This is a genomic window from Caulobacter vibrioides OR37 (assembly GCF_000372645.1).
Classification (GTDB): domain Bacteria; phylum Pseudomonadota; class Alphaproteobacteria; order Caulobacterales; family Caulobacteraceae; genus Caulobacter; species Caulobacter vibrioides_E.
Genome location: NZ_APMP01000006.1, coordinates 65573 through 80576, shown reverse-complemented (window position 1 = coordinate 80576; position 15004 = coordinate 65573). Strand labels below are relative to the sequence as shown.

The following is a 15004-nucleotide window of genomic DNA, read 5'->3' as shown; positions in this document are numbered from 1 at the left end:
GCGGCGCCCTGTAAATTGACAATCGTAATCTGGAAGGCGATTTGTCTTACGCTTGTAAGAATGAGTGCGGCAAGGCGCGCGGCGACGCGGTTTTGGAAACGTGGTTAATCGGCGATTAACCATGATCGCCGACTCCTGAGGTCCATGCCCGCCGTCAGTTCCATCCGCAGCGTCGTCGAGTCGGCGATCCAGCGCGCCTCCAGCGCGACGGGGGTCGACTTCACGTTCCTGATGGGCGCGGCCAAGCGCGAGAGCGGCTTCAACCCGGTCGCCAAGGCCCGGACCTCCTCGGCCTCGGGTCTCTTCCAGTTCGTGGATCAGACGTGGCTCTCGACGCTGAAGAAGCACGGGGCGAAATATGGCTACGCCCGCTACGCCGACCTGATCACCCAAGGCCCGGACGGTCGTTATCGCGTCGATGGCGACGAGGCGCGCAAGGCCGTGCTGGGCTTGAAGACCGATCCGCACGCCGCGGCCCTGATGGCCGGCGAACTGACCAGCGATCACGCCTCCTATCTGCGCGGCCGGGTGGGGCGCTCGCCGACGGCGGGCGAGCTGTACGCCGCCCATTTCCTGGGGCCATCGGGTTCGGCGCGTCTGATCGAAGCGGCGACCGCATCGCCCGGCGCCAACGCCGCGGCCATGTTCCCGGACGCCGCCGAAGCCAACCGGTCAATCTTCTACAAGGACGGCCGGCCCGCCACGGTGGGCGAGGTTTATGCCAACCTGACCAAGACTGGCGCCTCGGCGGGGCGGGTCACCGACCCGGCTTCCAATCGGCAGGGCGACGATGTCGACCAGGGCTTCCTGCAATATGCCGGCGGTCGCCGTCTGGAGCGCATTCGTCAGCAGGAGGCGATGGTCGACCTGATCCTGCGCGGCTCGCAGGACGCGGGAAATCCGTTCAGCGCGTCCTCCGATACGGGCGCGAGCGGCGGCCAGCGCCTGGCCAATTCGATGTTCTCGGCCGAGATGCTGCGCGTGCTGGCCGACGCCAACGAGAAGGTCAAGCAGCGCTGACCTTGGTCAGAGCCGCCACCTTCGCCTCGTCCCACCCCAGGGCCTTGAAGACGGACGCGGTGTCCGCGCCCAGTTTCGGCGCCGGTCCGCGCGGGCCGTCGCGCGCGCCCGGAAACCGCGCCGGGGCGGCGGGCGCCTTGAAGGTCCCGCCAGCGCCGTCAGGCGTCTCGACGAAGCAGCCCGCCGCCAGGGCCTGGGCGTCGGTCGCCAGTTCGCGCGGGGTCTGGTAGGGCGCCCAGGTGATGTCGCCCGCGTCCAGCGCCTCGGCGGCCTCGTCATAGGTCATGGCTCCGAACGCCGCGTCCAGGATGTCGACCAGGGCCTGACCATGCTCGCGGCGGTTCTTGGCGGAGACGAAGCGGGGGTCGTCGACCAGTTCGGGCCGGCCGGCGGCGGCGGCGATGCGCGGCCAGTCGACCGAACCCTGGCGGGGCAGAAGACAGATCCAGCGGCCGTCGAGGGTCTTGTAGAAATTGGCCAGGGGCTGAACCGTCTCGCGCCGGCCGCGGGTGGAGGCCAGCTTTCCGAAGCGCAGCTGGATCGCCATGTCCGAGCCGATCGCATAGACGCCCGCGCGCAGCAGAGAGGTTTCGACCAGCCGCCCGACGCCCGTGACCGTCCGCTCGTACACGGCCGCGAGGATCGCCGAGACCGTGGCCAGAGAGGTGACGTGATCGCCCATGCCGGTGCGGATCGGGAAAGGCTCGGTCCCCTTGGGCGCGGTGATCGATCCCACGCCCGCCCTAGACCAGAACGCCGCCACGTCCATGCCCGGCTTGTCGCGATCCGGGCCAGTCAGGCCGTAGCCCGTCAGGCTGCAATAGATCAGGCGCGGATTGACCGCCTTCAGCGCCTCGTAATCAAGCCCTGCCCGGGCCAGGGCGGCGGGGCGCACGTTGGTCAGGAAGATGTCGGCGGTCGCGACCAGAGCCTTCAGCGCCTCCCGGCCAAGATCGGACCGGATGTCCAGCATCACGGCCTTCTTGCCCCGATTGTCGAGCTCGAAGACGGGGTTGGCGTCCTGGTCCGAGCCTATGGTGTCGAAGAACCGCCGCATCGGATCGCCCTCCGGCGACTCCACCTTGATGACCTCGGCGCCCCAGTCGGCCATGATCCCGGCCGCGCCCGGCGCGGCGATGTAGGTCGCCAGTTCGACGACGCGCAGTCCTTCCAGCATCGCATCCTCCCGTTTTCTTCGTTGCGGGAAGGATGGGCGAGGGCGCGTCCGCGCGAAAGCTTACCTTGCGGCAGCCTTCTTCAGGCCGCCTCGGAACGCGCCAGGTCGCGATCCAGCGCCGCCGCGTCGGCCAGGGCGCGGGCCACGCCGGCCACGGTGACGGGCTTGCGCAGGATGACGTCGGCCCCGGCTTCCAGGAATTCCGAGGCTTCCTCCGCGTCGCCCTCGATGATGGCGACGATCGGGGCCTGGCGATTGGGGCCGTCGGCCGCGCGCAGGGCGGCCGAGGCGGCGGGGCCGTCCATCACCGGCATCCGGTGATCCAGCATCAGCAGGTCGAACTCGGCGATACGGGCCAGGTCGGCGGCGCGTCGGCCGTTCTGGGCGTGGACGACTTGGTGGCCGAGTTGCTCCAGGATGGCGCGTAGCATGGCCGCGTTGAGGGCCTCGTCCTCGGCGATCAGGATGCGCATCGCGCGCGGCGCGCCCGGCGCCTCGGCGATCACGGTCTCGGTCTGCTCCTCGAGGTCGCACGCCGCGGCCGGGTCGAAGGGCAGGGTGAGGGTGAAGCAGCTGCCGACGCCCACGGCGCTGCGCGCCTCCAGCGCGCCGCCCATCAGTCGCGCCAACTGCCGCGAAAGCGACAGGCCCAAGCCCGCGCCGTTGACGCCGGCCCCGGTGCGCTCGACGCGGCGGAATGGTTCGAAGGCCTGTTCCAGCTCCTCGTTCGACAGGCCCGGACCGGTGTCGGCAACCTCGAACGCCACCTGGCCTTCGCGTAGCTCGAGGCGCACCTCGATGCGGCCGCGAACCGTATACTTGACCGCGTTGCCGAGCAGGTTGGCGATGATCTGGCGGGTGCGCAGGGCGTCGGCGACCACAGCGCCCTTGTCCCGGACCAGCAGCGGCGGATCGATATGGACCGTCAGCTCCAGGCCCTTGGTCGCCGCGTTGGGTTTATCCAGCAGCACCAGGTCCTGGACCAGCCGCACCGGATCGAAGGGTTGGGTCTCGACGTTCAGGCGGCCGCTTTCCGCCGTCTCGCTATCGAGCGTGGCGTTCAGCACCGCGATCAGGTCCTGGGCCGCGTCGAGCGCGGCGTTCAGTTGGTCTCGCGAGGGCGCGGCGCGACCGCCCCGACCGGCGGCGGCGGCCAGCACGTGGGTGACGCCGGTCAGACCATTGCGAATTTCATGGCTCAGAGTCGCGACGATGTCCGACTTGCTGCGGGCGGTGCGCTCGGCGTCCTCCAGCACGCGGATCCGCTCGTCGAGCAGGCGCTCATGGGCCACCGCCAGATCATGCTGGCGCCGGAACATGCGGTTGAGCACCAGGGAAAGGGTCAGGGCCAGGGCGGTCGCGCCCCAGGTCAGCTCGCCGGCGCCCTGGTTCTCGGGGTGGGAGAACTGCGCGACCAACGGCCCGGCGGCGGCGAGGGGGGCGATGATCAGAAGGCCCGGCAGGTAAGGCGCCGAGAAGAAGGCGCACAGCACCGCGCCGGCGGTGGCCAGCATCAGCAGCGATTCGCGGGCTGGACCGGCGCCTTCGGCCAGGATCGAGATCTGGGCGACGGTGACCGTCCACAACGCGCCGCAGAGGACCTGAACGCGGGCGCGGCGAGCCAGATCGCGCGACTCTTCGCCGCGCAGCCAGTTCACCACGGCGTAGAAGGCTCCCCAGTTGATCGCGAACAGGGCGAAGCTGACGGTCATCCAGGCGCGGTTGTCGGCCAGCGAGGCCATCCAGACGAACACCGGCAGGCTGATGGCGAAAACGCCCAGAGCATACGGCAAAAGCGCGGTCTGGGCGTCCAGCGCGAGCGCCGTCTGGGCGTCTTGGTTCTTGGCCCGATGAGCGCCGTCGGTCGGGGCTTGTTGGGGGCGCTCGGCGAGCAAGATGGCGTTCCTCATCGATGAGGGCGCACTTTACCCAAGCGTGGTTTGTCCCCGGTTACGGGATATACTTAACGCCCGGCTTCGTGGTTCAAACAATCATTAAGCCTAAGCGAGGAGGATCGACTCCAAGCATAGCTCCCCTGGGCGGCGAACCATGGCCACGACACGCGCAGCACTGACCGATTCCGACATCCGGATGCTCGTGAAGGGCGCGACTCCCGACGAGCGCGCCCTGGCCGCGCACAAGCTGTGTCGGACGATCGACCGCGCCGCTCTGAGCGACGAAGAGCGACAGATCGCCCACGACATCCTGCGCGTGATGGCCGCCGACGCCGCCGAGCTCGTGCGTCGCGCCCTGGCGGTCACGCTGAAGAACTCCGCGGCTCTGCCGCCCGACGTCGCCAATCGCCTGGCGCGCGATGTCGAGAGCGTCAGCCTGCCGATCATCAGCTTCTCCCCGGTATTCACCGATACCGATCTGGCCGAGATCGTCCGCGTGGGCGGACCCGTCCGTCAGATGGCCGTGGCCAAGCGCCCCAAGCTGTCCAGCCGCATCACCGCGATGCTGGTCGACCAGGCACCGGAAGACGTGGTCGCCGCGGCCTGCGCCAATGACAACGCCCGCTTCTCGGAAGTGACGTTGCAAAAGGCCCTGGACCGCTTCGCCAAGTCCGAAGAGGTGCTGCAGGCGGTCGCCTACCGCACGGCTTTGCCGCTGTCGGTCGCCGAGCGTCTGGTCGACATGGTTGGCGATCAGTTGCGCGACCACATTCTGGCCAATCACGGCCTTTCGGCCGAACGGACCCTGGAGCTGATCATCGGCGCCAAGGAGCGGGCGACGATCGATCTGGTCGACCAGGCCGGCCGCGCCGCCGATCCCAAGGCCTTCGTCGCGCACCTGCACAAGGTCGATCGCCTGTCGCCGTCGCTGCTGCTGCGCGCGCTGGCCCATGGCCACATGACCTTCTTCGAGTGGGCTGTGGCCGAGCTGGCGGGCGTGCCGCATCATCGGACCTGGCTGATGATCCATGACGCCGGCCCGCTGGGTCTGAAGGCGATCTGCGAGCGCGCGGGCCTGCCGCCGCGCCTCTATTCGGCCTTCCGCGCCGGCGTGGACGCGTTTCACAGCCTGGAGTTCGACGGCGGCGCCCAGGATCGCGAGCGCTTCCAGGAACGCATGATCCAGCGCTTCCTGACCTCGCCTCAGAACGCCTCGCGCGAAGACGCGGATTATCTTCTGGAGCGGATGGACCGCGGCGCCAACCGCCGCCGCGCCAAGTCGGCCTGACGGGCGAATAGAACAAGCGTTCGAAAGACGTCTGGGCAAGGCGGCCAAGCGGCGCCAGACTTGCCGAATGGCCGACTCCTCGTTGGGCGCGATCCGTCCCGCCGCCACCGTACTGCTGCTTCGAGACGCGCCCTCGTTCGAGGTGCTGATGGTCAAGCGGCATCATCAGATCGATTTCGCCGCCGGCGCCTTGGTGTTTCCGGGCGGCAAGAGCCATCAGGGCGACAACGACCCGCGCTGGCGAGAACTCGCGACAGGTTTCGACGCGGTCGGCCAGGATGACGCGGCCCTGCGCGTCGCCGCCATCCGCGAGGCCTATGAGGAGGCGGGCGTGCTGCTGGCCCGCGACGCGGACGGGAACCTTTATGCGGGGGAAGCCGCCAAGGACGTGCGCGCCGCCGTCGCCGAGGACAAGGTCGCTTTCATCGATGTGGTGGGCGACCTTGGTCTGAAGCTGGACCTTTCGGCGTTGACGGTCTTCGCGCGCTGGATCACGCCGAAGCTAATGCCCAAGCGCTTCGACACCTGGTTCTACGTCGCCCACGCGCCCCTGGCGCAGCAAGCGATTTGCGATGGTCACGAGGCTGTCGACGCCGAGTGGATCGCGCCGGCCAAGGCCCTTGAGCTGGCGGCCTCGGGCGCGCGCAAGGTGATCTTCCCCACGCGCATGAACCTGCAACTGCTGGCCGAGAGCGCGAGCCCCGCCGACGCGGTGGCGCGGTCGGCGGCGCGGCCGCTGGTCACCGTCGAGCCCTGGGTGGAGGGCAAGGTGCTGCGCATTCCCGACGACGCGGGATACGGCGCGGTGACCGAGCCGCTGGACGCGCTGTAAGCCTCAGCTCTTCAGTCCCGGCCCCGCCGCGTTGACCCAGGCCACGATCTCGCCCAGCACCTTGGCGGTGGCCTGATCGAAGGCGGGGACGATGGCGCCGACGCGATTGTCGGCGGCTTTCACGCGGGCTTCGAAGATCTGATCGCCGACCAGCGCGCGGTCCTGGCTTCGACTAAGGACACCGCGCACCCGCACCACGATTTCGGGCGCGGCCTTGGGTCCGTTGACATAGTCGGCCTCGAAGGCGCGGACTTCGAGCCGTAGAACGAGGTCGGCCTTGGCGACCTCGCCGCGACCGATCAGGCGAGCGCGGCCAGGATCGTTCTCGAACGCGCGGGCCGTGGCCTCCTCGAACAGGACGAAGGCCGGCGAGACCCAGCGGGCGTCGGAGATGTAGGCCACCTGGCCGTTGGCGCTGGTCAGGATGCGGTCGCCCGCCGACGAGCGCGTGAAGATCGTTGGCGCCTTCAAGACCCCGAACATCGCGCCGGGTGGGCCCTTGGGCGCGCTCACCTCGGCCTCGCCGAAGCGATAGAGGCCGACCGGCTTGGACTTGGGGAAGACGCTGATGCAGCCGGAGAGGCTCACGGCCAGAAGGCCTACGGCCAGGGCTCGGCCCAGGGTCTTGGAGGCGTTGCGGATCATTGGGCTCACGGTTTGACCTCCACTTCCTTGGCGGGCGGCTTGCCGACCAAGCCCCGGGGGTTCTGTTCGACCTCGCCGACCAGACGGTCGAGAGACTCTGCGGCCGATTGCAGGGTGACGATCGCCGCCGACAACTGCGGCAGGCCCGTGGTGGCGAAGTCGCTGGTCGGACCATCGAGCTTGCTGACCATGCCGCGGGCGTCTTTGGCGGCGCCCTTCAACTCCTCGGCCGCGTCGCCCAGTTCCTTCAGGGTGCGCTTGGCGTCGCCGTCGACCAGGCCGTTGGCGCTCTTGGAAAGTTCGGTGATCGACTGGGCGGTCTGGTCGATGCTCTTCAGCGTCTTCTGGGCGTCCGCGATGATTTCCTTGCGCTCGCGCAGTTCGGCCGTGACCGACTGGACGTCACTGAGCGTGGCGCCGAAGGTCTTGATGTTCTTGTCAGACAGGACTCGATTGACGCGGTCCAGGGCCTCGATCGTGCGGCTCAGCACGGTGCCGCCGCCCTCCAGCAGGTCGGAGAGGGCGCTTCGCTGGCTGCGCAACACCGGGACCTTGCCGTTCTTGACGGTGTCCTTCAGCAGCTCCTTGTTCGGCGAGCCGGCGGTGATCTGGACGTAGTTGACGCCGGTGATGCCCTGCGGTTCCAGAGTGGCGTAGCTGTCGATCTTGATCGGAACGTCGGAGGTGACGCGCGCCCGCGCGATGACGCGGTTGGGGTCGCTCTTGTCCAGCTCGATGCGGGTCACCTCGCCGACCTTGATGCCGTTGAAGTGAACCTCGCCGCCGGTCGACAGGCCGCGCACCGGGCCGACGAACAGGATGTCATAGAGGTCGTAGTCGCGATTGAAGCTGAGCTTCGCCAGCCAGACCACGAAGATCACCAGGCCCATGAAGAGCGCCAGGGACATGGCCCCGACCAGGGCGTAGTTGGCGTTTCTTTCCATCAGTCGATCCTCGCCTCGGGCCGGTTCTCGGAGGTCGCGGCGGCGCGTCCTCGCGGACCCAGGAAGTATTGCTTGATCCAGGGATGCTCTGAACGCTCGAGCTCGCGCACGGGCGCCACGGCCACCACCTTCTTGTTGGCCAGAACGGCGACGCGGTCGGTGATGGCGTACAGGCTGTCCAGGTCGTGGGTGATCATGAAGACGGTCAGATCCAGGCTGTCGGACAGATCCTTGATCAGGCCGTCGAAGGCCTCGGCCGCGATGGGGTCGAGGCCGGCGGTGGGTTCGTCGAGGAACAGCAGCTCGGGGTCCATGGCCAGCGCGCGCGCCAGGCCCGCCCGCTTCCTCATGCCGCCCGACAGCTCCGCCGGCTTCAGCGTCGCGGCGCGCGCTGGCAGACCCACCATGGCGATCTTCAGGTCGGCGATCTCCTCGATCTCGCGGCGGGGAAGGCGCGTATGCTCGTGCAGCGGCGCGGCGACGTTCTCGCGCACGGTCAGGTTCGAGAACAGCGCGCCTTGCTGGAAGAGGACGCCCCAGCGGCGCTCGACCGAGGACCAGCGGCGGCGGGAGGCCGTTCGCATGTCGCCGCCGAACAAGCGCACCGAGCCGCCATCGGGAGCCTTCAGGCCGATGATGGTGTTGAGCAGCACCGACTTGCCGGTGCCCGAGCCGCCGACCACGCCCAGCACCTCGCCCCGATCGACCGAGAGGTCCAGGCCGTCGTGAACGACGTTGTCGCCGAAGCGCGAGACCAGGCCCCGCACCTCGATGGGATGCTTCTCGGCCTCGGCGGCGTCGATGGCGGCGGATTCGGTTTCCGCCTCGATCTTCGGGGAGCGGATCAAACGTTCAGCTCCATGTAGATCAGGGCGAAGACGGCATCGATCAGAATGATCGCGAAAATGGCGTGCACGACCGCCGCGGTCACGCGCCGGCCCAGGGATTCGACGTCGTTGCCGACCTCCATGCCCTGCCGACAGCCGATCGCGGCGATCACGGTGGCCATCACCGGCGCTTTCGACAGACCGATCCAGAAATGGGTGGCCCCGACCGAGTCCACGATGCGTTGCAGGAAGAAGGTCGGCGACAGGTCCAGGACGACCCAGACGACCAGGATCCCGCCCGCCAGGCCCGCGATGGTGGCGATGAAGGTCAGGAGGGGGATCGTGAACAGCAGCGCCGCGAATCTTGGCAGCACCAGGGCCTCGTAGGGATCGACCCCCATGACCTGCATGGCGTCGATCTCTTGGTTCATCTTCATGGAGCCGATCTCGGCCGCGAAGCTGGACGCTGAGCGTCCGGCCAGCAGGATGGCGGTGATCAGGATGTTGAATTCGCGCATCACCGAGATGCCGATCAGCTCGACCGAATAGACCTGGGCTCCGAAGTCGGTCAGCAGGTTCGCGCCCAGCAGGGCCACCACCGCGCCGATGAAGAAGGTCGTGACGGCCACGATGGGCATGGCGTCCAGGCCCGCGCGCTCGCACAGGGCGATGGTCGGCGCCCAGCGGATGCGGCGAGGATCGGCGATGGAGCGGCCCAGGGCCACCAGCAGGTGACCCAGGAAGACGAGCGTGCCGTAGCCGTCCTGGAACAGGCCGAACACGCCGCGCCCGATGCGCTCCAGGAGGGCCAGGAACCCGCCAACCCGCACGGTGGGCTCGGGCTCGACCTGGATCGCCGCGCCCACCAGTTCCAGCAGGCGCAGGATCTCGCGGCGCGCCTGGATGTGCTGGGGGGTGAGTTGGTCGCCCGCCGCGCGAATGATGGCGTAGGCGCCGGCCGTGTCGCAACGATTGACGCTGGTGAGGTCCAGGCTCAGCGGCCGCGAATCCGAAAGGGCGGAGGCCAGGCGCAGGCCGGCATCGAACAGGCCCCGCGCGGTCCAGTCTCCGGACAGGGCGGCGGTCCTGCGGCCGTCCTGCTCGGTCAAGGTGAAGTCCGCGGGAAGCGCCATATCGTCCTTGGGGCTCGTTTCGAGGGTATATCCAAGCCCTGCCGTGGACCTGACAAGCCCAAAACGCGCCAAGGCGCAGCTTGTTGCCAAACCTTTATAGGCCAACGTCCCGAGCGCGGCGAAACAGCGCGTTGATACGGCTTCCCAAGGGTTTTCGCGCGCTCCCACGCCGTGGGCGGTCGGCCTTTAAGCTTGGTTAACGGATTGGGCGCACCAACGTGGTGAACCAATCCTTATCAGTGACTCGGGGCTCGGATGAGCGCGCTTTTGAAGCTGGAACAGCGCATGGCCTTCATGCGGTTCGACCAACGGGATCGCACCGCCTTGCGATCCATCAAGCCGGTGATCGACGCCGAGATCGGATCGGCGCTCGGCAAGTTCTACGACCAGGTCCGGGCCTTTCCCGAAACGCGGAGCAAGTTCCGAGACGACGCGCACATGGCCGGCGCGGAGCGCGCCCAGGCCGACCACTGGCGGCGGATCGTCCAAGCCGACTACGGCGAAACCTACATGCGCGACGTCGAGCGGATTGGCCGCGCCCACGTCAACGCCGACCTCGAGCCTCAATGGTACATCGGCGGCTATGCCTTGGTGGCCGAAACGCTGATCCGCGCTGTGATCGGCAAGCGCGCCAAGAGCCTGTTCAACGCCGCCAAGTCCGACGCCGAGCTGGCCGACAGCCTGTCGGCCCTGGTCAAGGCGGTGTTCCTCGACATGGAGCTGGCCATTTCCAGCTATCTGCGCATCCTCCAGGAGGAGCGAAACGCTCTGGAAACCGAGCGGGAGGTCGCCGAACGGCATCAGGCCCAGGCCGTCAAGGCGGTGGGCGAGGCCCTGGCCCGTTTGGCTGGCGGCGACCTGAGCGCGCGCGTTCAGGCGGAGCTGGCGCCCGAGTTCCAGAGCCTAGGCGCCGATTTCGAACAGGCGGTCGAATGCCTGACCGGCGCGATGCGCGCGGTGGAGCACTCGGCCGAGGGTATCCGCGCGGGCGTGGATGACATCGCTCGCAACGCCGAGGACCTGTCGCAGCGCACCGAACAGCAGGCGGCCACGCTGGAACAGACCGCCGCCGCCGTCGAGCAACTGACCGGCGCCGTCGGCAAGACGGCGCAAAGCGCGCGCGAAGTCTCCGCTCGCGTCGGCGAGGCGTCGGCCGAAGCTTCCCGCTCGGGCGACATCGTCACCCGCGCCGCCGAGGCCATGACCAAGATCGAGGCCCAGTCGCAGCAGGTGAACCAGATCCTGGGCATGATCGACGAGATCGCCTTCCAGACCAACCTCCTGGCCCTGAACGCCGGGGTCGAGGCCGCCCGCGCCGGGGACTCGGGCAAGGGCTTCGCGGTCGTCGCCCAGGAAGTGCGGGCCCTGGCCCAGCGCTCGGCCCAGGCCGCCAGCGACATCAAGTCCTTGATCACCGAGAGCAGCCGCCAAGTCAGCGAGGGGGTCGATCTCGTCGGCCAGACGGGCGAGGCGCTGCGGGGCATCGTCGACAAGGTGGGCGGCATCGACGAGCTGGTGAACGTCATCGCCGCTTCGGCCAGCGAACAGGCCACGGCCCTGGGCCAGGTCAATTCGGCCGTGAATCAGCTGGACCAGGTGACCCAGCGCAACGCGGCCATGGTCTCGCGATCGACGGAGGCGACCCACGCCCTGCGGGTCGAGGCGGCCGATCTGGCGAACCGCGTCGGCGCGTTCCGGTTGGGTGGTCGCGCCCAGATCGCCTCGCGAAGCTATCAGGAGCGTCCCGCCGAGAACGCCGTCCACGCCGCTCGCGCCCGTGTGGCGGCCTTCGCGCGTCCTGGGCGGTAACGGCTAGCGCGGCGGCGGCGCCGTCGAGGCGCGGTGGATCAGCTCGAAGGGCAGTAGCTCGTCCACCGGCCGTTCGGCGGCCGCGCCGCTTCGGGCTTGGCCGATCAGCAGCTTGGCCGCCACCGAGGCCATTTCCGCCACCGGCTGGCGCACCGTGGTCAGTTGCGGCCGGCTGAAGCGCGCGCTGGGGCTGTCATCGAACCCCGCCACCGAAACGTCTCCGGGCGTCATCAGGCCCGCCTCGGCGATCGCCGCCATGCAGCCCAGCGCCATGTCGTCGTTGCTGGCGAAGATCGCCGTCGGACGGTCGGGCAGGGCCAGCAGCGCCTTCGCCTGGTCGAGGCCGGACTGGAACGTGAAGTCGCCCTGACGCACCCAGCCGTCGGCGACCGGCAGGCCTAGACCCTTCATCGCGTCGAGATAGCCGTCGCGCCGGGCCTGGCTGGCGCCATAGCGCGGTTCCCCGACGATGAAGCCAATGCGCCTGTGGCCCAGCTTGGCCAGGTGCTCGGTCATTTCGCGAGCGGCGGCGACGTCATCCATATGCACCCGAGGACCCAGGCCCTCGGCGCGCTCGGGACCGACGCGGACATAGGGCGTGCCGGCCTTGTCCAGAAGTTCCAGCACCACCGCGTTGTCCGAGGACGGCGGCGTCAGAATGACGCCGTCTGGCTTCAAGGCCGCGAGCAGGGCCGCGACCTCTTGCCGAACCCGAGGTCCTTCATGATCGATCAGCTCGACCAGCAGATGATAGCCGGCTTCGCGACACTGCAGCGTGGCGCCCAGCTGGATGCGGCTGAGATAGTCGGCGCCGCGTTCGCTGCGCCAGTGGTCGATGGTCAAGGCCGCGTCGACGAAGACGGCGATCACGAACGAGCGCGAACCGGCCAGGCTGCGCGCCGACAGGTTGGGGCTGTAGCCCAAGGCGCCGGCCGCCGCCAACACGCGGTCCCGCATCGCGGGCCGGACGTTCGGCTCGTTGTTCATCACCCGCGAAACGGTCTTGATCGAGACGCCCGCTTTCGCGGCGACGTCGTAGATCGTCACCGAAGCCATCGATACGTCCCCCGAGACTCAGGCTCACGCGCTCAAACTAGAACCTGTCGCTCCCCAAGGGAAACTCCCCCGGCGAGAGGGCCTTGTGCGAGGGCGGACGGCCCGTCAGTGTAGGACCCAGCTGGCGCGACGTGAAGACGCCGGACATGGCAGGCGCCGAAACCGCGTTGGCTTTCGGTCGCCGCGCCGCGGGGGAGGCGTGATGGGGTTTGACGACCGGGCCCGGCCCAAGGAGCCGGTTCGCGCGAATTTCATCGCCGCCTACACCCTGGCTCAGATCGGGGCCTTCCTGTCTTTTCAGCCGCTTCTGCAAGTGCTGTTGCCGCTCAAGGCCGGCGCGATCGATCCGGCCAACAAGGCCTTGGTGCTCAGCCAGGTCACGTTCTATGGCGCGATCGTCGCCAGTGTCGCCAACCTGCTGGCCGGCGCGATCAGCGACCGCACGACCAGCCGCTTTGGACGTCGGAGGCCGGGGATCGTGGTCGGGGCGCTTGGCGCGGCGCTGGCCTATCTGGCGATCATGCAGGCGAAGACGCCGCTGGCGCTGATCGGCGGGATCATCCTGTTCCAGTTGACCTTCAACCTGTGCTTCTCGGCCCTGGTGGCGGTCATGCCCGACCGCGTGCCGGACCATCAGAAGGGCCTAGTCGCGGCGTTCCAGAGCCTCGGCAACCCGATCGGCACGGCGGCCGGCGCCGTACTGATCGGCGGCGTGCTGGTCACCGAAAGCTCCCGCTACGCGACGATCTCGGCCGTGCTGCTGCTGGGCTTGGCGCCGCTGGTGCTGGGCTTCAAGGACCCGCCGCTGCCGAAAGCCGACGCCCCGCCGTTCGACCTCGCCGGCTTTCTCAGGGGCCTTTGGGTGGACCCGCGCAAGCATCCCGACTTCGCCTTCGCGTGGCTCGGGCGGTTCATGGTGCTGGTCGCGCTTAGCCTGATCCAGAGCTACATGCTGTATTTCCTGCAGGACGCGATGGGCTATTCGCGCCTGTTTCCAGGGCAGCGCGCCGAGCAGGGGTTGGCGATCCTGACGGCGGTGTCGACGCTGTCGAACGTCGCCTTGGCGCTGGCGGGCGGGGTGCTGTCGGACCGTCTGAAGCGGCGCAAGCTGTTCGCCTGCGGGGCGGCCTTCACCATGGCCTTGGCCATGGCGGTGTTTTCGCTGAGCCCGCAATGGCCGGTGATGGTGGCGGCCTACGCCGTGCTGGGCTGCGGGGCCGGGTGCTTCTACGCGGTCGATATCGCCATGGTGACCCAGGTGCTGCCCTCGCAGCGCGACACGGGCAAGGACCTCGGCGTGATCAACCTGGCCAATACCTTGCCCCAGGCTCTGGCGCCGGCCTTGGCGGTTTGGGCGCTTGGCCCGACGCATCTGAACTTCCACCTGCTGTTCCTGACCGCCGCGAGCCTGGCCATGGCTGGCGGTCTGGCGATCCTGCCGATACGAGGGGTGCGTTAGAGCGCGTTAGGTTTAGGTGTGAGCGGTCAAACCGCTCGAACGCGCTCTAAATAGTTGAATTCAGAGGTCGCCTTGCCGCAGTTTCGTGTCGTCACCGACCCCGACGATCCCGCCGTCGCGCCCTTCAGGGCGATCAAGGAGCGGGACTTGGTCGGTCGCGAAGGGCTGTTCATCGCCGAGGGCGAAACAGTGTTGCGCGCCTTCGTCCGAGATGCGCCGGAGCGGGTGGTTTCGCTGCTGATCGATCCCAAGCGCAGGGACAAGCTGGCGGACATATTCGAGGGACTGCCGGACGAGACGCCCGTCCATTTCGCCGACCAGGCGGTGGTGGACGCTATCGCCGGCTTTCACCTGCATCGCGGCGTGTTGGCGGTGGGCCGCAAGCCCTCGCCAATCGCCGCGCGCGACCTGCTGGCCGGCTTGCCAGAACGGGCGATCGTCCTGGTGCTCTGCGGCATCGCCAATCACGACAACATGGGCGGGGTCTATCGTAACGCCGCCGCCTTCGGCGTCGACGCTGTGCTGCTCGACGCCGACTGCTGCGATCCCCTGTATCGCAAGGCGATCCGAGTCTCGGTTGGCGCGGCGCTGTCGGTTCCGACCGCCCGACTGGCGCGGGGCGAGGACATCGCCGCTCTTCTTGCGGCCGCCGGCTTCGAGGGACTGGCGCTCAGCCCCGCCGCCAGCGAGATCCTGGCGCGCGTCAAGCCGTCCCCGCGCGCCGCCGTGCTGCTGGGCGCCGAGGGGCCGGGTCTGGCGCCCGACCTGATGGCCAGGGCGCGCGCCGTCGGCATCCCCATGGCCAAGGGCTTTGATTCCCTGAACGTCGCCACGACCAGCGGGATCGTGCTTCACCACCTGCGCTTCGCCGAGGCGTAGGAAACCGGTTTCCAAAATTCGCCGGCGCGTTCTAGGCTCG

Annotated in this window: 13 protein-coding genes; 6 read left to right on the top strand and 7 right to left on the bottom strand. The window is 68.4% G+C overall.

Annotated elements, in window-relative coordinates; all coding sequences use genetic code 11:
- Positions 1 to 144: 144 nt before the first annotated feature.
- Positions 145 to 1020: a transglycosylase SLT domain-containing protein gene (locus OR37_RS07330; protein ID WP_004617650.1), complete on the top strand. Its 876-nt coding sequence runs from the start codon at positions 145 to 147 to the stop codon at positions 1018 to 1020.
- On the opposite strand, the gene OR37_RS07325 is transcribed toward OR37_RS07330, so the two are convergent.
- Both OR37_RS07325 and OR37_RS07320 read right to left on the bottom strand, forming a co-directional pair.
- Positions 1007 to 2197 carry a CaiB/BaiF CoA transferase family protein gene (locus OR37_RS07325; protein ID WP_004617648.1) on the bottom strand — a complete coding sequence of 397 codons (1191 nt, stop codon included), beginning with the start codon at positions 2195 to 2197 and terminating at the stop codon, positions 1007 to 1009. The genes OR37_RS07330 and OR37_RS07325 overlap by 14 nt on opposite strands.
- A gap of 80 nt (positions 2198 to 2277) precedes the next feature.
- Positions 2278 to 4092, bottom strand: coding sequence for a hybrid sensor histidine kinase/response regulator (locus tag OR37_RS07320; RefSeq protein WP_004617646.1), 1815 nt, complete (start codon positions 4090 to 4092; stop codon positions 2278 to 2280).
- A 154-nt stretch (positions 4093 to 4246) separates the two neighbouring features.
- On the opposite strand from OR37_RS07320, the gene spbR reads away from it, so the two are divergent.
- Both spbR and OR37_RS07310 read left to right on the top strand, forming a co-directional pair.
- Positions 4247 to 5380 carry a pole-localized protein SpbR gene (gene spbR, locus OR37_RS07315; RefSeq protein ID WP_004617644.1) on the top strand — a complete coding sequence of 378 codons (1134 nt, stop codon included), beginning with the start codon at positions 4247 to 4249 and terminating at the stop codon, positions 5378 to 5380.
- A 67-nt stretch (positions 5381 to 5447) separates the two neighbouring features.
- Positions 5448 to 6212: an NUDIX hydrolase gene (locus OR37_RS07310; RefSeq protein WP_004617642.1), complete on the top strand. Its 765-nt coding sequence runs from the start codon at positions 5448 to 5450 to the stop codon at positions 6210 to 6212.
- Between the two features lie 3 nt (positions 6213 to 6215).
- Here OR37_RS07310 and OR37_RS07305 read toward each other — a convergent pair whose 3' ends face one another.
- The 4 genes from OR37_RS07305 to OR37_RS07290 are packed head-to-tail and all read right to left on the bottom strand — an operon-like array spanning position 6216 to position 9761.
- Complete coding sequence (locus OR37_RS07305; protein ID WP_004617640.1) at positions 6216 to 6866, bottom strand: ABC-type transport auxiliary lipoprotein family protein; 651 nt, start codon at positions 6864 to 6866, stop codon at positions 6216 to 6218.
- Positions 6863 to 7801 (bottom strand): MlaD family protein, encoded by a 939-nt coding sequence (locus OR37_RS07300; RefSeq protein WP_004617638.1) that lies wholly within the window; start codon positions 7799 to 7801, stop codon positions 6863 to 6865. The genes OR37_RS07305 and OR37_RS07300 overlap by 4 nt, the downstream gene beginning before the upstream one ends.
- Complete coding sequence (locus OR37_RS07295) at positions 7801 to 8631, bottom strand: ABC transporter ATP-binding protein (RefSeq protein ID WP_054508525.1); 831 nt, start codon at positions 8629 to 8631, stop codon at positions 7801 to 7803. Before OR37_RS07295 ends, OR37_RS07300 begins: the two co-directional genes overlap by 1 nt.
- 14 nt (positions 8632 to 8645) lie before the next feature.
- Complete coding sequence (locus OR37_RS07290; protein WP_004617634.1) at positions 8646 to 9761, bottom strand: ABC transporter permease; 1116 nt, start codon at positions 9759 to 9761, stop codon at positions 8646 to 8648.
- Positions 9762 to 10016: 255 nt separating this feature from the next.
- Between OR37_RS07290 and OR37_RS07285 the strand changes: the two genes are divergently transcribed.
- Positions 10017 to 11570 carry a methyl-accepting chemotaxis protein gene (locus OR37_RS07285; RefSeq protein WP_004617632.1) on the top strand — a complete coding sequence of 518 codons (1554 nt, stop codon included), beginning with the start codon at positions 10017 to 10019 and terminating at the stop codon, positions 11568 to 11570.
- Between the two features lie 3 nt (positions 11571 to 11573).
- Here the strand turns inward: OR37_RS07285 and OR37_RS07280 are convergent, their stop codons facing one another.
- Entirely contained in the window at positions 11574 to 12626 is a 1053-nt protein-coding gene (locus OR37_RS07280) for a LacI family DNA-binding transcriptional regulator (RefSeq protein WP_004617630.1), read from the bottom strand.
- Between the two features lie 202 nt (positions 12627 to 12828).
- Between OR37_RS07280 and OR37_RS07275 the strand changes: the two genes are divergently transcribed.
- Positions 12829 to 14085, top strand: a complete 1257-nt coding sequence (locus OR37_RS07275; protein ID WP_004617628.1) for an MFS transporter — start codon at positions 12829 to 12831, stop codon at positions 14083 to 14085.
- Between the two features lie 72 nt (positions 14086 to 14157).
- The gene (locus tag OR37_RS07270; RefSeq protein WP_004617625.1) at positions 14158 to 14964 is read left to right on the top strand and encodes a TrmH family RNA methyltransferase; all 807 of its coding nucleotides are present in this window, start codon (positions 14158 to 14160) and stop codon (positions 14962 to 14964) included.
- Positions 14965 to 15004 lie beyond the last annotated feature (40 nt).